Genomic DNA, 19,792 nt, shown 5'->3' on the forward strand with positions numbered 1-19,792 from the left:
CCAAATACTTAAATTATCTCCTTTATTCTTTTTATTAACGATATCCGAGTTTGAATAATATTTGCCCCTTTCAGGGTCGCCGACCCGTGAAATAGGGCTAGCAGCAAGTCATTCCAGGTGGAGTCCGGTGACTGCCTGACGGAGCCGAGGAATCTCGTAGAGAATCCTCCGAAGGGGAACTTGACGAGATCCTTCCCCGGAAGGGATCCCACTGGGACGACTTCAGGTCCGGTGAAGCTTCGCTCAGGATGACCTGGCTTTTTGATAGTACGCAAGCGGAGACGCAGAGAGCGATTACCGGCAGTTTGGCTACTCACCCGAAATCCCTGTAAACCTAAACTCCTTGACTTTCACGGGGCGGCCATCTACATTTTTCGTTCTTTTTGAGAACTGTATTGTCTGCTCGCGGGCTCGATCGCCGGTGACAATGCATTCAATCCTATATAAACGCGAAATCTAGTTAGGTAGTGTAGAATAAATGACTGTAAACTGGCAACCCATAGAAGAATGCCTGGAAGAGGCGAAACGGATTGTACTAACTACCCACGCCAGTCCGGACGGGGATGGTGTTGGCTCTGAGATCGGGTTATTCCATTTTCTGAGAGCCAGAGGAAAAACGGTCCACATCCTCAACCCGTCGGCTATGGGACAGGAATACCAGTTCCTCGATGAGGGCGGTAATGTTCGTGTATATAAGCCGGTGGAGCACCTCCATCTGGTACAGAACGCCGATGCGTTTATCATCCTGGATATCGGAGATTATGCCCGGTTGCAAAAGGTCGGTGATCATATCAAGCAGTCACCCGGTAAGACCATCTGTATTGACCATCATCCGCAGACCAAACACGATTTCGACCATGAAATTATTGATGTTGAATCTGCTGCCACCGGCATGATGGTATATCATCTGATTCAGCACATCGATCCGGATGCCATGAACTTCAAAATCGCCCAGGCACTCTATTGCGCGCTGATGACGGATACCGGTTCATTCCGATTTAGCAATACCACCTCGAAAACCCACCGGATGGCGATGAAATTGCTGGAATTCGACGTGGAGCCTCATAATGTGTACCGGAATGTGTATGAATCCTCCTCCGTTGAGCGCATGAAACTCCTCGGTAAAGTTATCGAAAATCTGGAGTTTTCCAGCGATCGGCGGATTGCGTATTTTCCAGTCACGCTGAAGATGCAGGAACAGGTCGGAGCCAGCCACCAGGACGTGGACGGCTTTACCGATTTTATCCGGACGCTGGGTGAAATTGAAGTCGCAGTCATGTTTCACGAACTCAATAAACAGCAGACCCGCATCAACTTCCGGAGCAAAGGAAGTGTGGTAATAAATCAGGTGGCAAAACACTTCGATGGTGGTGGACACGAATTCGCCGCCGGAGCGGTTATTGACAAGCCGTATAAAAAGGCGATCCCCATTGTCATAGAAGAGGTGGAGAAGGCAATAGACGACTACCTGGATGAACAGTATCGAAAAGAAGTGGAGCAAGCCATATCATGAGTATTAAACCGGATCACTGGATTGAAAAAATGGCCGAAGAACACGGGATGATCGAGCCGTTCGTGAAGGAAAATATCTCTGAGAGCGTGATTTCATACGGACTTTCTTCGTATGGCTATGATTTACGGGTGTCCGACGAGTATAAGATATTCACCAACGTGAATAACTCGGTCGTGGATCCCAAAAACTTCGATCCCCAGTCGTTCATTGATTTCAAGGGCGATGTCTGCATTGTACCGCCCAATAGTTTCGCCCTGGCGCGGAGCGTGGAGTATTTCCGGATACCCCGAGAAATTCTCACCATCTGCCTGGGGAAATCCACGTATGCCCGGTGCGGGATTATTGTCAACGTCACCCCGTTCGAACCGGAGTGGGAAGGCCACGTCACATTGGAGATTTCCAACACCACGCCGTTGCCCGCCAAAATCTATTCCAATGAAGGATTATGTCAGGTGATCTTTTTTGAGAGTGATGAAGTCTGCAACACGTCCTACAAAGATAAAAAAGGCAAGTACCAGTCCCAGCGCGGAATTACGCCAGCGCAGGTCAGATAGACTGAATTTCCCCTTTTATTATCCCTGAAATTCCGGGCAAGAGAACACTTGAATCGGGCGGGGAGAACACCTAATTTTCTATAATGAATCGGACTACGAGAGGAAACACAGGCAGTCATAGTGTGCGCATAACTCTGGCGAAACATGCCGGGTTCTGTTTCGGGGTGCGGGATGCAGTCGAGGTCGCCCGTGAGGCCGCCAGGGAGCACGGAAAACTCTACATGCTTGGACACATCGTGCATAACGAACGGGTGGTTCAGGAATTGGCTGACTTCGGTGTGACCGTCGTGAATTCAATTCACGATGTAAAAGGTGCACCGGTATTGTTTCGCGCCCATGGAACGCCCCCGGCAGTCTGGGAAGAGGCCAAAGCCCGTGGACTGGAGATCATCGATGCAACCTGTCCGTTGGTACATGAAATTCATGCTGAAGTCCGTAAAATGGAACAGGATGGCCGGCAGATATATATAATCGGTGATAAGGGACATGATGAAGTGGTCGGGATCCAAAGCCAGGTAGAGAATCCTATCATCATCTCCACCCCGGAAGAAGCCAGGCGACTCCGGAAAAAGAAGCGCGGCGGCGCGGTCTCTCAATCTACCCAGGAGGTGGAAAATGTGCAGGAAATTATTTCGATATTGATAATGAAAGTGAAAGATTTACAATTTGTCAATACAGTCTGTCATCCCACCCGGCAGAATCAGGTGGAACTGAAAGACCTGGCAAATTCCAATGATGTGATGATCGTCATTGGTTCGTATACCAGCGCAAATACCAAGCGGCTGACGAGTCTCGCCCGGCAGATAAATCCCAACTCGTATCAGGTGGAAACTGCCGGCGATATAGATCCGGGCTGGTTCCGGGGCACAGCCTCGGTGGGAGTCCATGCGGGAGCATCTACACCGGATAACACAATTGATGAAGTAATGCAAAAAATTCAATCGGTAACTTCGGACAGAACAGCCGAAGTGATATAAGGAGTGATATCTATGGAAAAGGGATCATTTGAAGTCAAAATCGGCCTGGCAGAGATGCTGAAGGGTGGAGTCATCATGGATGTGACCAACGCCGAGCAGGCCAAGATAGCTGAAGACGCTGGTGCGGTCGCCGTGATGGCGCTGGAACGGATTCCGGCGGACATCCGGGAGCACGGCGGCGTCGCCCGAATGTCCGACCCACTACTGATTCGGGAGATCCAGGAGTCGGTCTCCATTCCGGTGATGGCGAAGGTCAGAATCGGTCATTTCGTGGAGGCCCAGATTTTGGAATCCATGGAAATCGATTTTATCGACGAGAGCGAAGTTCTGACACCGGCGGATGAAGCCAACCATATTTACAAGCACGATTTCAAAGTGCCGTTCGTCTGTGGCTGCCGGAATCTCGGCGAAGCGCTGCGGCGCATCGGCGAAGGCGCGGCACTAATTCGAACCAAGGGCGAGGCCGGTACTGGCAACATCGTCGAAGCTGTGCGGCACATGCGCTCGGTGCAGAATGATATCCGGCGTCTGACGACTCTTGGTGACGATCAGTTGATGGCGGCTTCCAAAGAACTGGGCGCGCCGTATGAGGTCGTGAAACAGGTAGCCGACGACGGTAGACTACCGGTTCCGAACTTTGCCGCCGGCGGTATCGCTACTCCGGCAGACGCTTCGCTGATGATGCAGTTAGGCGCTGAAACCTGTTTCGTGGGATCGGGCATTTTCAAGTCCTCCAATCCCAAAGAACGGGCGGAAGCCATCGTTCGGGCCGTCACCCATTACGACGAGCCGGAAGAGTTGGCGAAAGTCTCCGAGGGACTCGGCGAAGCCATGGTTGGCATTAACGTCAGCGATATTCCGGATGGCGAACGGCTCGCCGATCGCGGATGGTAGGAAATAGATGATCGTAGGTATTCTTGCCATTCAGGGCGCATTTCATAAGCATCAACAGGTGCTGGAAAGGCTCGGCGTCCAATCCCGGTTAATCAAGCACCCCGGGGAGCTGGACGAGGTCGATGCTTTAATTATTCCCGGCGGCGAGAGCACGACTATGACTAAGGTGCTCCAGTCGGAAAAGTGGTCAGACGTTATCGAACTCTACGCCAGGGACAATCCGGTGTTCGGTACCTGCGCCGGAGCAATATTATTGAGCAACCAGGTGGACAGCGACAAGGTCAAACCGTGGCATATTATCGACATGTCAGTCTCACGGAACGCCTTTGGACGGCAAATCGAGTCATTCCTGGCAGACATTGACTGGGGAGCGGCCGGAGAGTCGGTTAAAATCCCGGCGGTATTCATCCGGGCGCCACGCATTAACAAAATCGGTGATCGCGTGGAAATTCTTGGCAGATACGAAGGCGAACCGGTGGTGGTCCGACAGGGAAACGCCATGGCCGCGACGTTTCACCCGGAACTGACGAACGATATCGCGGTTCACCGTTATTTTATAGATGAGTTATGCCGGAAGGCGCAGGCTGCCTGAGAATCCGGCACTTTTTTTCCACTCCTGGTTCAATGGAGTACACAATTGGATTATTCAATTCTTCCGAATATCGATTCTCCCAAAGACCTAAAATCGTTGGAGCGTTCTGAACTTCGGCAGGTCTGCGACGAACTGCGCGATTACGTTATAGAGGTGGTGGATACTGTTGGCGGGCACCTGGCGCCAACCCTTGGTGTCATTGAATTGACGACCGCGCTCCACTACCTGTATGATACGCCCAGAGATAAAATCGTCTGGGACGTCGGCCATCAGGCGTATGCGCACAAGGTCTTGACCGGTCGTCGGGATCGTCTCAATACCATCCGCCAGCTGAACGGGTTGGCGCCGTTCTGTAAGCGTGAGGAGAGCGAGTACGATCCGTTCGGAGCAGGCCATGCCAGTACGGCAATCTCTGCGGCGCTCGGTATCGCCACGGCCCGGGATCTCCAGAATGAAGACTACCGGGTAGCCGCTATAATCGGCGACGGCGCCATTACCGGCGGGCTTGCGTATGAAGGTCTGAATAATGCCGGAGCCATGCGCCGCCAGATGACAATCATCCTGAACGATAACGAAATGTCTATCTCACCGAATGTCGGCGCTATGCACCATCTGCTAACCAAGATGGTGACCAACCCGTTCTATAATAAAATCCGTGACGAGATGTGGAACCTCACCGGGAAGATCCCAGGCGGTTCCCGGTATGTCCGGTATATCGTCCGAAAGATGGAAGAAGGGCTGAAAAATTTCCTGACGCCGGGTATGCTGTTCGAGGAACTCGGGTTTCGCTATTTTGGTCCGATTAATGGACACGATTTGGACGAGGTCATCGAGACCTTCGATGCGGTAAAAGATCTGAAAACGCCGGCGCTGGTCCATGTCTTAACGGAGAAAGGGAAAGGATATCCCGGAGTAGAGAAAAGCCCTGTTCGCTTCCACAGTATTAAGAGCAAGGCCTCCAGAGAATCCAAGAAAGAAGACCAATTACCGTATTTCTACGAAGTGTTCGGGAATATCGTGACCGAAATGGCAGCGGATGATGAGAAATTGGTTGCCATTACGCCAGCCATGCGGGAAGGATCCGGATTGGTGAAATTCAGCGACACGTATCCTGAGCGGTACTTCGACGTGGGCATTGCGGAAGGCCATGCCGTGACCTTCGCTGCCGGCCTGGCAGCCGAGGGAATTCACCCGGTAGTGGCTATCTACTCTTCTTTTCTACAGCGGGGCTACGATCACCTGGTGCATGATGTGGCGACACAGGAACTTCCGGTGATCATTTGCCTGGATCGCTCCGGGCTGGTCGGGGGGGACGGTGCAACCCATCAGGGGGCATTCGATTATTCATATATGTTACATATCCCGAATATGGTGGTGACGGCTCCTATGGATGGTAACGAACTCCGGGATCTCATGTATACTGCGCGGCAATACGGGGCGGGGCCGTTCAGTATCCGGTATCCCAAGGATCGGGTAGTGGAGTGGAGCCCGGAAGGCGAGCCACACTTGTTGGATATTGGCTCCTGGGAGGAATTACGAGAGGGTGACAAAATCGTCGTTGTCGCTGCTGGTTCTATGGTTGATATTGGTGAACGCGCCATCGAATCCCTGGCCAAAGAAGGGTATCAAATCGGCCTCGTTAATGCGCGCTTTCTGAAACCGTTCGATACGACGATGTTGAGTAACCTCGTAAAGAGCTGTTCGCATTTGGTCATCATGGAAGAAAACAGCGTTATCGGTGGATTCGGATCGACAATTCTCGGATATGTGGAGGATAATTTCCCGGGGACGGTCAGGATTACCAGAATCGGCATCCCGGATCAATTTATTGAGCACGGTTCCAGAGAAGAGGTGCTAGCACTTGCCGGACTCTCTCCTGCTAAAATTGCGGATCGGCTCCGGGAGATCGCCAGGATGCACTATCAGTCTGCTGCAGAGGTCTCTTAAACTTCCTGGTGGAAGCATTGTATTCATAGCAGGGAAATTGTATCCAACGTGTCAGTAAACGATCAGCAGATCTTGATATAAGAAACATCCCCGGTGGATATCGATAATCTGTTTCGCCAAAAAATGGTGTAAGCCACATAACTGATTTCATCTCGCTGTACTCGTACCCTTACCTACAGATTGGTTGAATATCTCCGATGAGAATTATTGCTGTCGGAAGAGCCGGAAATGAAGCATACGGCGTGAAATAGTTGCTATGGAGTCGGTTAGTGTCAAGTCGCCGGAAATGATGAACGCAATCAGGGAATCCCGGTGAAAAATCCGGGGCTCATAAACGGGTGACCCAGACCCAATATTACATGAACCGGAAAGTCAATTGCGACAATTCCGGCAGATCTTTCTTGTCGCTAAAAATGTATGGAACAGTAATCGAGGACAGTTTTCCCTGAATGTTTTTCCCTTCACAAAAGATATGCTGGCTTTCATTTTGAATATTTCCCGGTTACAATTAACTTCGAAATTCAAATGAAGAGATAAGGACATTAATATATGAGTAAAAATAAAAAGTCTGATTCCGGGAAAGCAGGATCGGATGTAAAGCGGTCTTATCAGGAGGCAAAAAAGCAGTGGAAAGATTCGGCTGAAAGTAGTCCGGCGAGGGATTACAGTTTTGAGACCGTTTCGGGTGTCACCAACAAGCTGGTGTATGGTCCCGAGGACTTTGATGGAGATAATTTTATGGAGGACCTGGGAATGCCGGGCCAGTATCCGTATACCCGGGGCATTCATCCGAACATGTATCGGGGGAAGCTCTGGACGATGCGCCAATTTGCGGGATACGGCACTCCGAAAGAAACCAACCAACGCTTTAAATACCTCTTGAACGCCGGTCAGACCGGCCTGTCGGTGGCATTTGATATGCCAACGCTCATGGGATATGACGCCGACCATTCCTTATCCCAGGGAGAAGTCGGGAAATGCGGCGTCAATGTTACCTCGCTCAAAGATATGGAAGCGCTTTTTGACGGGATTCGCCTGGATGAAATCTCAACATCCATGACCATAAACGGGCCAGCGTCGGTATTGCTGGCATTTTATATCGCGGTGGCGAAAAAGCAGGGCGTCGATTTGGCTGATCTCCGGGGCACCCTGCAGAACGATATCCTGAAAGAATATATTGCGCAAAAGGAATTTATCTATCCGCCGGAGCCGTCCATGCGGCTTATAGTAGATACGATTGAATATTGTACCGAGAATATCCCCAAATGGAATCCGATTTCCATCTCCGGCTATCACATCCGGGAAGCGGGATCCACTGCGGCACAGGAATTAGCGTATACCCTGGCCGATGGTTTTACCTATGTGGAGTGGGCACTGGAACGCGGTCTGGATATCGATGATTTTGCGCCGAGGCTTTCGTTCTTTTTTAACTCGCACCTGGACTTCTTCGAGGAGGTTGCCAAATACCGGGCAGCCCGGAGAATCTGGGCCTGGCAAATGAAGGAAAAATACGGGGCTAAAGATGAACGCTCTATGAAGTTGCGGTTTCACACACAGACCGCAGGATGTACGCTCACCGCCCAGCAGCCGGAAATCAATATTGCCAGAACAGCATTTCAGGGACTGGCCGGCGTACTCGGCGGTACCCAGAGCCTCCACACTAATTCCATGGACGAAACTCTGGGATTGCCCACAGAGAAGGCGGCCGAAATCGCGCTCCGTACCCAGCAGCTGATCGCGTACGAAACCGGCGTGCCCAATGTGGTTGATCCGCTGGGGGGCTCGTACTATGTCGAGAGTTTGACCGACAAACTGGAAGAGCAAGCCGAAGACATCTTTGCAGAAATTGAGTCTTTTGGCGGTGTCATCGAAGCGATTCGCCGGGGGTATTTTCAAAAAGAGATTGCCCGCTCTTCGTATGAATACCAGAAGAAGGTGGACTCCGGTGAGCGGATCATCGTTGGGGTGAATGAATTTGTGAAAGAAGGGGAAGAGCTGGAAATACCGATCCTGGAGATCGATGAACAGGCGGAAAGGCAACAGCGCCAGTCAGTTCGAGATCTAAAAGATACCAGGGATCAGGCGGCGGTTGATCGGGCCCTGGAGAAACTCCGGACGGTGTGTGAAACTGATGAGAATACCATGCCATACATCATAAACGCCGCTGAGCAGTATGCCACGCTTGGCGAGATTACGGATTTGATGAAGGAAGTGTTTGGCGAATACACTGAAGAAACGGTCTTTTAATGGGATATACTGCCATATGACGCCGCATCACCACCCCAGAGCTGACTTGCACATCCATTCGCACTATTCGGATGGGACCTATACGGTGCCGGAAATTATCGAGCGCGCCAAAACGCTCGATCTCCGGGTAATCAGTATTACTGATCATGATTCGGTGAAGGGAATAGACGAAGCAAAGGCGCTTACAAAATCGGACAATATCGAAATTGTCCCCGGGATTGAATTCAGTTCCGAACTCGGTGATATTAGTGTGCACCTTTTGGGATATTTTATCGATCATCATGATGCGGAATTATTGGAGTATTTGAGCCTGTGTGAAAAACGCAGGTTGATTCGGACAGAAAAGACGGTTGACGAGCTCCGGGAATTGGGATACGACATTACGCTGGAACAGATTCTGAACATCGCCGAAGGCGGCAATCTGGGACGGCCCCACATTGCAGAAGCGCTGGTTCAGGTAAGCGAGTTTAAATCTGTCCAGCAGGTCTTTCGGAAATTATTAGTCCGTGGTAAGCCGGGATACGTGGAGAAACCGACCTTCCAGGTGGACGAAATTATCAATTTGGTGCACTCCGCGGGCGGGATTTGCAGTCTGGCTCATCCTAAAACCGTTGGGGACGATACCATTATACCGAAACTCGTAAACCGGGGCCTGGATGCCATCGAGGTTGTGCACTCGAGTCATAATTTGCATGATGTGGAAAAATATTCAGCGCTGGCGGATCAATACAATCTGGTGTTGAGCGGTGGCTCGGACTGTCACGGCAAACGGCTCGGCAGGGAAGTTATAGGCAAACACACCATCAGCACAGAGCAGGTAGAGAGATTACGGAATCGCGTACCAGATACTACGGTTAAAAATACGACTATTGATTTGCAGGAGTAAAGGAGCAGCGCAGGTTTATGCACGAAGAAAAGTTTGAAGATAATTCCCCTCTGACACTTGGGGTTGAAGAAGAATTCATGTTTTGTGACACGACGACTGGCGACCTGACCCATGTAGCGGAAGATTTTATGAATGAGGTTGATCCGGAACTCCGGGATCGATTCAGTTACGAATTATTATTAAGCGAAATCGAGACAAATACCGATGTGGCCCGCGATGTGGATGAGTGCATGGATCGGGTGATTGCCCTCCGGAAAAAGGTCGCAGAGATTTGTGATAACCTCGGGGTAATCATGGGAGTGAACGGAACGCATCCGTTCGCCGACTGGCGGGATCAGCAGTTTGTCCGCGATGAAACGTACCAGTGGGTGGCAAATCAGCTCCACTACTATGCCCGGAGAAATATTACCTATGGGCTGCATGTACATGTGGGAGTGAACGATCCGGAGCTGGCGATTCACATGAATAACGGTTTGCGCCGTTGGTTGGCGCCGCTGCTGGCACTGTCAGGCAATTCACCGTTTTTTGAAGGGCGTCCCACCGGGATGTACTCAACCAGAACCATGCAGTTCGGGGCATTTCCGCGAACAAATATTCCGCCGGCATTTCACGACTTCGCCGAATACGACGCGCTTATAAATAAAATGATCGAGTCGGGAACCATCCAGAAACCGCGGCAGATTTGGTGGAAAATTCGCCCACATGTGGACTTCGGGACTATTGAATTTCGCGTCTGTGACGTACAGAACTCACTGGAGCGTACCCGGTTTTTTGTGGCGCTCTCCCAGGCACTGGTCGGGCAGACCCTGAAAGATTTCCAGGCAGGTCAGATGGAGCCGGTACTCCAATCGGAATACCTGAACGATGCACTCTGGAAGGCCAATCGGTTTGGCCTGGATTGTGATATCATCGGCCCGAATACCGGTAATATCCTGTCGATGCGGGATGCCGTGGAGCACATGGTGGAATATGCCTCTCCCATGGCAGAGGAATTGGGGACACTGGGTTATCTTGAAACTGTCGAGGAAATTCTGGAGACCGGAAACGAAGCCCAGTATCAGCTGCGGCTCTATGAGGAGCTGGGACAGGATGTTCGGCGGGTGCACGAGAAAATGCTGCAGGACGTGAAACTTGACTTTACGGTGCCAGTATAAAATGCGATTTCAATCTCTGGGATACAGAAGTGTAAAAGGATTGACATGATAGCAGAGTGCAGCTATATTTAGCCAAAATAAGAGACTATTTTTGTCACAATTGAGGGAGTATCATGACCGGGAAACAGAAAAAATTTTTAATAAGCGGACTTGTTATTGCAGCAGCGCTCGTGCTGATTATTGCCACCGGATTCCAGGGAAATCAGGTATTCTATGTGACGGTGGACGAGTTGTACGCGAAGGCGCCTGATCTGTACGGCGAACGAATCCGGATGGCCGGGAACGTGAAAGAGGGGAGCATTGACAAGAGTGAAAATCAGCTGTTCACCCGATTCAAGATGGTGCAGGAAGGCAAGGATTTGACTATCGAATACGAGGGTATTACCCCTGATATGTTCAAAGATGGTGCAGAAGTTATTGTCGAAGGGACGTATTCCAAAGAAGGTGTGTTTCACGCGGATAATCTGATGGCGAAGTGTGCTTCCCGGTATGAAGCCGATGTGACAGACATGGAAGGGATGAAGGAGTACAAAGAAAAGAATCAGGGATATTAGCCTGTCGTTGATCTCTTGCGTATCGTATCAAACAGAATTTATTATTTTTCCGTTCTAATTATTTCCTATTAAAAAGAGGATTGAAATAATATATGGCGACACTGGGTAGCATTTCACTGCAGTTGGCCTTCATTCTGGCAATCGCCGGAGTCGGCGTCGCTATTTATGCCCGGCTGCAGCGCCGGGAAGACCTGATGGAAACCGCGAACCGGGCGGTCATCGGCGTTGGTATTCTAATAACTGTGGCGGTCGCCGTGCTGCTTCGGGAATTATTCCTCAGTAATTTCCAAATCGAATATGTAGCCCAGTACACCAGCCGGAATACCCCTTGGAATTACAAGTTAACGGCACTCTGGGCCGGGCAGGACGGTTCCCTGCTGTTCTGGAACTGGATTCTGTCCATATACGCAGTCGTCGCCGTTATCCAAAACCGGAAACGGAACCTGAACCTTCTGCCGTATGCAGTTGCGGTTATCTTGGTCGTCCAGGTTTTTTTCCTCATCCTAAATAACTTTATTGCAGATCCGTTCCAGCCGGTGCCGCCGGGATTCACTATTCCTGACGGCCAGGGATTGAATCCGCAGCTCCAGAATCCGGGGATGATGATCCATCCGCCAATGCTCTATCTCGGGTATATCGGGTTTACAATTCCGTTTGCATTTGCCATGTCCGCGATGCTGACCGGCAAACTGGATAACCTCTGGATTACCTCGACCCGCCGGTGGACGCTGTTCGCCTGGCTCTGCCTCAGCATCGGGATTACCCTCGGTGGCAAATGGGCCTATGTTGAGTTAGGCTGGGGTGGATACTGGGCCTGGGATCCGGTAGAAAATGCGTCATTTATGCCATGGCTGACCGGTACCGCATTCCTGCACTCGGTGATCATCCAGGAGAAGAAAAACATGCTCCGGGTGTGGAATATGGTTCTGATTATGCTCACCTTTTTTCTCTCCATATTTGGAACGTTTCTCACGAGGAGTGGTGTAATCTCCAGTGTACACAGTTTTACCGCATCATCCATCGGGCCGTTTTTCTCCGGATTTCTCGTCATCATCATACTGTCATCGGTTTTCCTGCTTTACAAACGAATGGATATACTGAAGACCCGGAACAAACTGGAATCGCTCTCATCCAGGGAAAGCAGCTTTCTTCTGAATAATCTCATTTTTATCGGTATCTGTTTTTCGGTACTCTGGGGGACTATGTTCCCGCTGGTCAGCGAAGCGGTACGGGGATCAAAGATTACGGTGGGACCGCCATTTTTTAACCAGGTGAATGTACCCATCGGATTGGCACTGCTGCTGTTAACCGGTATCGGGCCGCTGCTTGCGTGGCGCCGGACATCTTTCGAAAGCTTCAAGCGTAACTTTATGACTCCCATTGTCCTGGGGGGCATCGCGGCAATTGTTCTCTGGATCGTCGGAGTGCGCGATCTCTATCCGTTTATTTCTGGTGTTCTAATAGTGTTTGTCAGTTCGTCAATAATCCAGGAATTCTGGAAGGGAACCACGGCCCGGCACCGGATGACCGGGGAGAATTACGCCCGGGCTCTGGTGAATATAGTGCTTAAAAATAAGAGCAGGTTCGGCGGATATATCGTGCATCTGGCCATCGTCTTTTACTTTATCGGCTTCACTGGATCGGCGTTTAATGTCGAGGTGGAGAAGACCATTGAGCCGGGTGAGGCAATTGAGGCGGGTATGTTCTCGTTTGTCTACTCGGACTTCCAGCAGATTGACAGACCAAATCACGTAGCTCAGATAGTGGAGCTGAAGGTCCTGAAAAACGGTAAATCCTACGGGAAACTCTATCCTGAAAAGCGGATGTATTTTCGGTCGAATCAACCGAATACGGAGGTCGATATTATCCAAACCTGGCGTGAGGATCTTTACGCGACGCTTGCCGGTGTGTCCGGAGGAGAAAACAGTGCTACGATTCGAATCTTCGTCAATCCGCTGGTTCAATGGATTTGGATAGGGGGGGCAATTCTGGCCTTCGGGACGATTATTGCCATGCTGCCAACTAAACCCCGGACTATACGGAAAACCAATGATTAAAACCTATATATATACGGTTTTCACTGTTGGGATCGCCACCCTGTTTTTCATTGGAGTAATTCCCGAACAAGTGCATGCATACGACTCGGGCACTTATAAAAAGATTAACAGCAAACTGTCGTGCCAGTGTGGATGTGGTCTGTTGGTCTCCGTTTGTACCATGGATGGTTGCATGTGCGAAGGTGTCCGCAAACAGGTCGGAAATATGCTGGATCAGGGGAGATCCGAGCAGGAAATCACACAGACGATGATCAGCATTTACGGGGAACAAATTTTGGCTGCTCCGCCAAAATCCGGATTCAACCTATCGGCGTATATCCTGCCGTTTGTATTTCTGGTGCTCGGCGGAGGAATTGTGTACAGTATAGCCTCCAAATGGATGTCCGGTGACGATGAGAGTCGGGAGACAGATCCAACGCACCCAGGCAATACTGATCCCGCTACCAATTCCAACTCATTGAAACACCGGGATCAAATAGAGCAGGAACTGGAGAATATGGATCTGTGATGCTGGAGCCGATACTGACATTTATCGTATTTGTAGGAACACTCAGTTTTGTGGTGGCACCGCTTGTCAATAAAGCGGGCATTATTCGTCGCTTTACCGATGATACGGTTCTCAAAAATCTGGAGCAGGAAAAGTTTAACATCTACGCGCAGATAAAAGAGGCGGATTTCGAATATGAGATGGGGAAATTGTCCTATCGTGATTATAAATTACAGCGTCAGGAACTGATGGAGAAGGCTGGACAGGTACTCGATGAAATTGAATCGCAACAGAACGGTGAGATGCATATTTCCGGAAAGCAGACACCACAGACCGCGTCTGCGACCTGCGATTCATGTGGAGCAACCTTGCCAGCCACTGCAAAGTTCTGTAGTTCCTGCGGACAAGCCACCAGTCAACCAGCCAATGCCTGTACCGAATGTGGTACAACCAATCCGCCGGAAAGCCAGTTTTGTGCGGAATGCGGAACGGGATTGGCGCTAGCCTGAAAATTTTCACTCTGTGAATTCAGCTCTCCAGGCCGAAGCCGTTAGTAAATCGTTTAATCAGCGTCCTGTCCTGCGGGATATCACACTCGACATTCCTGAAGGCGCCTTTGTCACTCTTGCCGGGGGGAACGGCGCCGGTAAAACCACTCTGCTGAAAATCTTGGCGAAACTCATGAAGCCGGACTCCGGATCAATTCATATCTATGGAAAGGATATCTGGAAGGAGTCGGATGCCGCCCGGAGTAACATCGGCTTTCTTTCCCATCAGATATTAATGTATAATGACCTGAATGCGCTGGAGAATCTCCGGTTTACTGCCAGGTTGTTCGGTATGTTGAATTACGACGACCGGATCGTTGAAGTACTTAAACAGATGCACCTGTATCATCGCCAATATGACCCGGTGAAGACCTACTCCAGGGGAATGCAGCAGCGTCTGTCTCTGGCGAGAGCCATTTTACATGATCCGGATATTCTGATTCTGGACGAGCCGTTTTCCGGGCTGGATGAATCCGGGATAGATATTTTTACGGAATACATTGAGTCAATCAGAACTCAACAGAAATCGGCCATCCTGGTGAGCCATAATTTGCAGATCGGCTATCGTCTGGCGGATACGGTGTACATCTTGAGCAAAGGCCGCATTGGATTCCGGGCGGAAACCAAAGACGTCCCGTACGAAGTCTGCCACAGGGAGTATCGCCAGCTGCTGGAGGCCGAAGGATGAGACAGATCTTTGCCATCCTCTGGAAGGATTTGCTGGTTGAGTTCAAGAGCAAAGAATCGCTGCTCTCCATGTTCATTTTTGGCCTGCTGATTCTAGTAATATTTAACTTTGCGCTGGAGCCGACGCCTGCCATGAAGCAGTTGCTGACGCCAGGATTGCTGTGGGTGACCTTTCTCTTTACCGGCGTACTTGGCCTCAACCGATCCTTCGCGCTGGAAAAGGAAAATATGGCCATACAGGGCATGCTACTGGCCCCTGTGGATCGTGGCTTAGTCTATTTTGGCAAGTTCGGCGCGAATCTTATTGTCCTGCTGCTTGCGGAAGTCATGACTCTGCCGTTTTTTATGCTATTTCTGAATATGCCGCTCCTCCAGCATTTCTGGTTGATTATGGCCATAATCTTCCTTGGGACCTTTGGCTTTGTGGCCGTTGGCACGCTGTTTTCCGCAATGGCGACGAACGTAAAAATGAGCGAGGTCATGCTGCCGCTGTTGTTGTTTCCTGTGGCAACGCCTATATTACTTGCCTCGGTGGCGAGTATCCGGGAAATTCTGGCCGGAGAACCGTTTGCAACCTACCAAAACTGGTTCATGCTGCTGGTGGGGTTTGACCTGATTTTCATCGTGGTGCCATCGTTAATCTTTGAATACGTAGTTGAGGAGTGACCGTGGAAAGTCCGAATAAACAGGTGTTTTTGAAAGACCATCTTGGCGTAAAAATTTTGGGATATGCGCTGGTGTTTTTGATGTTTGTTTCCTTTCTGCTCATCGCGTGGTATGCCCCGATAGAATCGACCATGGGACTGGTGCAGAAAATTTTTTACTATCATGTTCCCTCAGCATGGGTAGCATTTCTGGCCTTCGGGGTGGTCTTTGTGTGTAGTATTCTTTACCTCACCTCCAAGGATCCCAAATGGGATACGTTTGCTTCATCGTCGGTGGAGATCGGTGTCATCTTTGCGTTGATTGTGCTGATTACCGGACCCATATGGGCACGGCCGGTTTGGGGCGTCTGGTGGACGTGGGAGCCCCGGTTAACCACAACGCTGATCCTGTTCCTGATTTATGTGGCGTATCTGCTATTACGCTATTTCGGCGAGAAGAACGAGCAGACGGCGAAATTCGCTGCAGTGCTCGGAATTATAGGCTTTATCGATGTGCCGCTGGTTTACCTGAGTATCAATTGGTGGTCGGCTGAGGCGCAGGTGCATCCGCAGCGTATCGGGATGGGGCCAGAGATGAAGGTGGCGTTCTTCGTATCGTTGTTTACCTTCACACTCCTGTACATTTATCTGCTTATCCGTCGGGTGCAGGTGGCCGACGCCGAGAAGGCGGTGGACGAGCTTAGAGAAATACGTGACGAATAACGGGGAGTAATGATATATGAAAAATTTCGGATTTGTGCTGGCGGCATATACGATTATCTGGGGGCTATTGGCGCTGTATCTGGGACGGCTTACTGTTCGGTTTAGCCAGTTGAGAAAAGAATATCGGCATATTAAGGAATATCTGGAGTCACGCTAGATAGTGTTCAGGTGTTTAAGTGTTTCCCGAGGGGATCCCTTCGGGGCGGGTATTCATGTAACGGCGTGTTGGTGTGTTTTCGTGTTATAGTGTTATTGGTAGAAACACGACAAGTTGAGCGCCTTTAGGCTCCAGTCTCGGGTTTTTCCACTTCTTCACTCTTCATTTTTCATTTTGCATTTTTCAATGGGGTATAGATAGGCAGGGACTTCAACATTGAAATTGGATATTCTGCGGTTCATAATTCCATTTACTTTCGTTTCAAGTATTCAGTTTTAAAATGACACAACCGTACGCCAATTTTATTGTCGATCCCATTGGAAAATTGATTCGTGAAAGAGTATACTATCCCATATGAACATAACCATACATAAACACACCGTCGGCCCCTTCGAGGAGAACGCCTGGATTGTAGTCAATGAGGATAGCGAAGAAGCGGTACTTATCGATCCCGGTGATCAGCAAGAGGTGTTCGACGCGGAGATCGAGGAATTGAGAATAACGCCAGTGGCTATTGTCAACACGCACGGCCACCTGGATCACATCGGCGCGGTGAAATACCTGCAAGATCAATATGATTTGTCGTTTCATCTCCATGCGGAGGACGAATTTCTGCTCGATCAGTATCCGCAACACGCCCAGATGTTTGGGGTGCCGATGCAAGGGATTCCGAAGGTGACAGATTACCTGAAGCCGGGAGAAACTCTATACTTGGCCAATTTGAACTTTCGCGTGATATTCACTCCGGGGCACACACCGGGAGGCGTATCATTGCTACTGGGAAACCATTTGTTCGCAGGGGATACCCTGTTTGCGGGTTCCATCGGTCGCACTGATCTGCCGGGTGGCGAGTATGACACCCTCATGCGTTCAATCGTTGAAAACTTGTTGCCTCTGGATGATGAAGTAATCGTGCATTCCGGCCACGGACCGGACACCACTATTGGTGATGAGCGGGAGAGTAACCCGTTTATCAGACAGTGGTTGGCGAAGAATTAGGTGATAAAGGGTATAGAGAAAGACCATTTGGTCGTTTCTGCTTTAGCCGGTGTTCGCATTATTAAAAGAAAAAAAATGAAGAATGCAGAATAAAAAGTGAAAATTGAAGAAGGAAAAGGTAACCACCGACTGGAACCTCATAACTCCCGGCATAGATTATACGCTGTTTATCGAATGCTTAGTTCATATGTACCATGCTCAACCAGTTAAAACAACATATCAAAGATCGCGGTTGGTTGCAGGCGGGCGACAAACTGCTCTTGGCTTGTTCCGGCGGAATCGATTCCATGGTAATGCTTCATCTGTTTTCCGGAATGGCCGAGGAGATGAATATCAAACTCGCCCTGGGGCACGTTAATCATCAATTGCGGGAGTCGGCCAAAGATGATGAGCGGTTTGTCCGCCGGCAGGCGACGAAGCTCGGCCTGGAGTGTTATACTGCATCCGCTGATGTACAGAAACGAAGTGACAAACTCGGGATTTCCATGGAGATGGCCGCCCGGGAACTTCGATATTATCATTTGGAACGAATGCGGGGAGAAATTGATGCTCGATATATCTGTACTGCCCATACAAAATCCGATCAGGCGGAAACGGTTTTAATGCGGCTGGCTCATGGCACTGGGATCCACGGGATACGGGGAATTCATGAACAGCGGGATCATCTTCTTCGTCCACTGTTGACCTTCAGCAGAAGTGAAATCCAGGAGTATGCCGTTTCGCACGCAATTGATTACCGGGAGGATCCTACGAATACAGACGTAACAATTGAACGCAATTGGATCCGCCATAAACTTTTTCCCATGTTACGGGATAATTTGAATCCTCGAATTGAAGAGGCACTGTTCCGGTTTTCCGCGGCTCAATCGGAGGTGTCGGAGTACCTTGAACACCAAGCCGCTGAGGCTATGGAATCCCTTCTGTTACGGCGTTCTGAGCGGGAGATTGTGCTTGATATTCGGGGGTTCCGGGACTACTTTACTGCACTTCAAAAACAGATAATAATGAACAGTATGGAAGAGTTGAATCCCTCGTACCAGTCCCTGACCTACCCTCAGATGCAACAATTATATCAAATATTGACCGAAGGCTCCTCGGGACAATCAATAGAATTACCGAACGGGATTTCGGTGATGCGCAGTGCTGGGAGAGTTCTCTTTTCCATGGAAGATTTGAGCGGACAGAAATCGGTAGATTTTAATCCGACAAGGCAAATACGATTCGGTCCTTGTGTAATTCACAAGGCGGAAACCCATAATGTAACGGATCAAGCGTATACGGTCTCCAACGAGTGGGAAGCTTTTTTTGATAAAGCGGTACTGATGGAACGTAATTTGTGCTGGCGAAATTGGAAAAACGGCGATAAAATGGTGCTGGCGAACGGTTCAACAAAAAAAGTGAGCGACATTTGGATCGACAATAATGTTCCGGTCTGGGAAAAACTTCGCCGGCCGCTCCTGGTAGAGGGGGACAAAGTCTATTGGATCCCGGGAGTCAAACGATCCGGGTTTGCGTGGATTACGCCGGAATCGGACTCGGTAATATATATAAAGGTGGAATCGGTATTATGAGTTTGGATTATCCCAAACAATTTGTGGTAGATATGAATAGCAAATACGACGGGTGGGTACTCGAAGAGCTGATAAGTGAGGAGGAGATAAAAAACCGCCTCAAGGAAATCGGCAGGGAAATTACCGACGCATACAAGGACAAAACACCGATTTTAATTGCGGTGCTCAACGGAAGCTTTATCTTTGTGGCTGACCTGATCCGGGAGCTGGACATCGAATGTGAGATTGATTTTATCAAGCTCTCGTCCTACATGAACGAGACCAAGTCCAGCGGCACGGTCCGGCTGGTAAAGGATATCAGCGCGAATATTACCGATCGGGATCTGATTATTATCGAAGATATTGTGGACTCCGGTCTGACTGTCAAATTTTTAAAAAGTCGGATGGAAGGAAGTGGTCCATCATCCGTGGCATTTGTCACGCTGCTCCACAAGGCAGAGATTTCGGAGATCGATTTTGAATTGGATTATGTCGGATTTACCATACCGAACAAATTTGTGGTCGGATACGGTTTGGATTTAGATCAAAAATACAGGAAACTCCCGGCAATCTATGCCGTTAAGGAGACTGTCGAAAAAGGGAGCGATTAAAAAGGGAAACT

The 19,792-nt window shown here is 49.8% G+C and carries 20 protein-coding genes; all 20 read left to right on the forward strand.

Annotated elements, in window-relative coordinates; all coding sequences use genetic code 11:
- Window positions 1-478 precede the first annotated feature (478 nt).
- The 20 genes from K9N57_11440 to hpt all read left to right on the forward strand — a co-directional run bounded on the left by K9N57_11440 (window position 479) and on the right by hpt (window position 19,781).
- Window positions 479-1,513, forward strand: a complete 1,035-nt coding sequence (locus tag K9N57_11440; GenBank protein MCF7804796.1) for a bifunctional oligoribonuclease/PAP phosphatase NrnA — start codon at window positions 479-481, stop codon at window positions 1,511-1,513.
- On the forward strand, window positions 1,510-2,067 hold the full coding sequence (gene dcd, locus K9N57_11445; protein MCF7804797.1) for a dCTP deaminase: 558 nt from the start codon (window positions 1,510-1,512) through the stop codon (window positions 2,065-2,067). The genes K9N57_11440 and dcd overlap by 4 nt, the downstream gene beginning before the upstream one ends.
- 122 nt (window positions 2,068-2,189) lie before the next feature.
- Window positions 2,190-3,044: a 4-hydroxy-3-methylbut-2-enyl diphosphate reductase gene (locus tag K9N57_11450; GenBank protein ID MCF7804798.1), complete on the forward strand. Its 855-nt coding sequence runs from the start codon at window positions 2,190-2,192 to the stop codon at window positions 3,042-3,044.
- A gap of 12 nt (window positions 3,045-3,056) precedes the next feature.
- Window positions 3,057-3,938, forward strand: a complete 882-nt coding sequence (pdxS, locus tag K9N57_11455) for a pyridoxal 5'-phosphate synthase lyase subunit PdxS (protein MCF7804799.1) — start codon at window positions 3,057-3,059, stop codon at window positions 3,936-3,938.
- Window positions 3,939-3,945: 7 nt separating this feature from the next.
- Window positions 3,946-4,530 (forward strand): pyridoxal 5'-phosphate synthase glutaminase subunit PdxT, encoded by a 585-nt coding sequence (gene pdxT / locus K9N57_11460; protein MCF7804800.1) that lies wholly within the window; start codon window positions 3,946-3,948, stop codon window positions 4,528-4,530.
- 45 nt (window positions 4,531-4,575) lie between these two features.
- Complete coding sequence (gene dxs, locus K9N57_11465) at window positions 4,576-6,477, forward strand: 1-deoxy-D-xylulose-5-phosphate synthase (GenBank protein ID MCF7804801.1); 1,902 nt, start codon at window positions 4,576-4,578, stop codon at window positions 6,475-6,477.
- 549 nt (window positions 6,478-7,026) lie between these two features.
- Window positions 7,027-8,724 carry a methylmalonyl-CoA mutase family protein gene (locus K9N57_11470; protein MCF7804802.1) on the forward strand — a complete coding sequence of 566 codons (1,698 nt, stop codon included), beginning with the start codon at window positions 7,027-7,029 and terminating at the stop codon, window positions 8,722-8,724.
- Window positions 8,725-8,740: 16 nt separating this feature from the next.
- Window positions 8,741-9,610 (forward strand): PHP domain-containing protein, encoded by an 870-nt coding sequence (locus K9N57_11475; protein MCF7804803.1) that lies wholly within the window; start codon window positions 8,741-8,743, stop codon window positions 9,608-9,610.
- Window positions 9,611-9,627: 17 nt separating this feature from the next.
- A complete protein-coding gene (locus K9N57_11480; GenBank protein ID MCF7804804.1) occupies window positions 9,628-10,764 on the forward strand; it encodes a YbdK family carboxylate-amine ligase in 1,137 nt (378 codons plus the stop codon).
- 113 nt (window positions 10,765-10,877) lie between these two features.
- The gene (locus K9N57_11485; GenBank protein ID MCF7804805.1) at window positions 10,878-11,318 is read left to right on the forward strand and encodes a cytochrome c maturation protein CcmE; all 441 of its coding nucleotides are present in this window, start codon (window positions 10,878-10,880) and stop codon (window positions 11,316-11,318) included.
- 92 nt (window positions 11,319-11,410) lie between these two features.
- A complete protein-coding gene (locus K9N57_11490; protein MCF7804806.1) occupies window positions 11,411-13,375 on the forward strand; it encodes a heme lyase CcmF/NrfE family subunit in 1,965 nt (654 codons plus the stop codon).
- A complete protein-coding gene (locus K9N57_11495) occupies window positions 13,368-13,883 on the forward strand; it encodes a cytochrome c-type biogenesis protein CcmH (protein ID MCF7804807.1) in 516 nt (171 codons plus the stop codon). Before K9N57_11490 ends, K9N57_11495 begins: the two co-directional genes overlap by 8 nt.
- Window positions 13,883-14,371, forward strand: coding sequence for a zinc ribbon domain-containing protein (locus K9N57_11500; protein MCF7804808.1), 489 nt, complete (start codon window positions 13,883-13,885; stop codon window positions 14,369-14,371). Before K9N57_11495 ends, K9N57_11500 begins: the two co-directional genes overlap by 1 nt.
- A 13-nt stretch (window positions 14,372-14,384) precedes the next feature.
- Window positions 14,385-15,098 carry a heme ABC exporter ATP-binding protein CcmA gene (ccmA, locus tag K9N57_11505; protein MCF7804809.1) on the forward strand — a complete coding sequence of 238 codons (714 nt, stop codon included), beginning with the start codon at window positions 14,385-14,387 and terminating at the stop codon, window positions 15,096-15,098.
- Window positions 15,095-15,763 carry a heme exporter protein CcmB gene (locus K9N57_11510; protein MCF7804810.1) on the forward strand — a complete coding sequence of 223 codons (669 nt, stop codon included), beginning with the start codon at window positions 15,095-15,097 and terminating at the stop codon, window positions 15,761-15,763. The genes ccmA and K9N57_11510 overlap by 4 nt, the downstream gene beginning before the upstream one ends.
- Before the next feature lie 80 nt (window positions 15,764-15,843).
- The gene (gene ccsA / locus K9N57_11515; protein MCF7804811.1) at window positions 15,844-16,464 is read left to right on the forward strand and encodes a cytochrome c biogenesis protein CcsA; all 621 of its coding nucleotides are present in this window, start codon (window positions 15,844-15,846) and stop codon (window positions 16,462-16,464) included.
- A 16-nt stretch (window positions 16,465-16,480) separates the two neighbouring features.
- Complete coding sequence (locus K9N57_11520) at window positions 16,481-16,621, forward strand: hypothetical protein (protein MCF7804812.1); 141 nt, start codon at window positions 16,481-16,483, stop codon at window positions 16,619-16,621.
- 354 nt (window positions 16,622-16,975) lie between these two features.
- Window positions 16,976-17,620 (forward strand): MBL fold metallo-hydrolase, encoded by a 645-nt coding sequence (locus K9N57_11525; protein MCF7804813.1) that lies wholly within the window; start codon window positions 16,976-16,978, stop codon window positions 17,618-17,620.
- A 194-nt stretch (window positions 17,621-17,814) separates the two neighbouring features.
- Complete coding sequence (gene tilS, locus K9N57_11530; GenBank protein MCF7804814.1) at window positions 17,815-19,191, forward strand: tRNA lysidine(34) synthetase TilS; 1,377 nt, start codon at window positions 17,815-17,817, stop codon at window positions 19,189-19,191.
- Between the two features lie 32 nt (window positions 19,192-19,223).
- Window positions 19,224-19,781, forward strand: coding sequence for a hypoxanthine phosphoribosyltransferase (gene hpt / locus K9N57_11535; GenBank protein ID MCF7804815.1), 558 nt, complete (start codon window positions 19,224-19,226; stop codon window positions 19,779-19,781).
- The last annotated feature ends 11 nt before the right edge of the window (window positions 19,782-19,792 follow it).

The organism is Candidatus Neomarinimicrobiota bacterium (genome assembly GCA_021734025.1).
GTDB lineage: Bacteria > Fidelibacterota > JAANXI01 > JAANXI01 > JAANXI01 > JAANXI01.

What these genes read in the sequence shown, in the direction of transcription:
- pdxS (MCF7804799.1), top strand. Translation starts at nt 3,057, where the DNA reads ATGGAAAAGGGATCATTTGAAGTCAAAATCGGCCTGGCAGAGATGCTG.
- K9N57_11440 (MCF7804796.1), top strand. Translation starts at nt 479, where the DNA reads ATGACTGTAAACTGGCAACCCATAGAAGAATGCCTGGAAGAGGCGAAA.
- K9N57_11480 (MCF7804804.1), top strand. Translation starts at nt 9,628, where the DNA reads ATGCACGAAGAAAAGTTTGAAGATAATTCCCCTCTGACACTTGGGGTT.
- K9N57_11495 (MCF7804807.1), top strand. Translation starts at nt 13,368, where the DNA reads ATGATTAAAACCTATATATATACGGTTTTCACTGTTGGGATCGCCACC.
- K9N57_11475 (MCF7804803.1), top strand. Translation starts at nt 8,741, where the DNA reads ATGACGCCGCATCACCACCCCAGAGCTGACTTGCACATCCATTCGCAC.
- K9N57_11510 (MCF7804810.1), top strand. Translation starts at nt 15,095, where the DNA reads ATGAGACAGATCTTTGCCATCCTCTGGAAGGATTTGCTGGTTGAGTTC.
- dcd (MCF7804797.1), top strand. Translation starts at nt 1,510, where the DNA reads ATGAGTATTAAACCGGATCACTGGATTGAAAAAATGGCCGAAGAACAC.
- K9N57_11485 (MCF7804805.1), top strand. Translation starts at nt 10,878, where the DNA reads ATGACCGGGAAACAGAAAAAATTTTTAATAAGCGGACTTGTTATTGCA.
- K9N57_11520 (MCF7804812.1), top strand. Translation starts at nt 16,481, where the DNA reads ATGAAAAATTTCGGATTTGTGCTGGCGGCATATACGATTATCTGGGGG.
- hpt (MCF7804815.1), top strand. Translation starts at nt 19,224, where the DNA reads ATGAATAGCAAATACGACGGGTGGGTACTCGAAGAGCTGATAAGTGAG.
- K9N57_11470 (MCF7804802.1), top strand. Translation starts at nt 7,027, where the DNA reads ATGAGTAAAAATAAAAAGTCTGATTCCGGGAAAGCAGGATCGGATGTA.
- ccsA (MCF7804811.1), top strand. Translation starts at nt 15,844, where the DNA reads ATGTTTGTTTCCTTTCTGCTCATCGCGTGGTATGCCCCGATAGAATCG.
- tilS (MCF7804814.1), top strand. Translation starts at nt 17,815, where the DNA reads ATGCTCAACCAGTTAAAACAACATATCAAAGATCGCGGTTGGTTGCAG.
- pdxT (MCF7804800.1), top strand. Translation starts at nt 3,946, where the DNA reads ATGATCGTAGGTATTCTTGCCATTCAGGGCGCATTTCATAAGCATCAA.
- K9N57_11500 (MCF7804808.1), top strand. Translation starts at nt 13,883, where the DNA reads ATGCTGGAGCCGATACTGACATTTATCGTATTTGTAGGAACACTCAGT.
- K9N57_11525 (MCF7804813.1), top strand. Translation starts at nt 16,976, where the DNA reads ATGAACATAACCATACATAAACACACCGTCGGCCCCTTCGAGGAGAAC.
- K9N57_11490 (MCF7804806.1), top strand. Translation starts at nt 11,411, where the DNA reads ATGGCGACACTGGGTAGCATTTCACTGCAGTTGGCCTTCATTCTGGCA.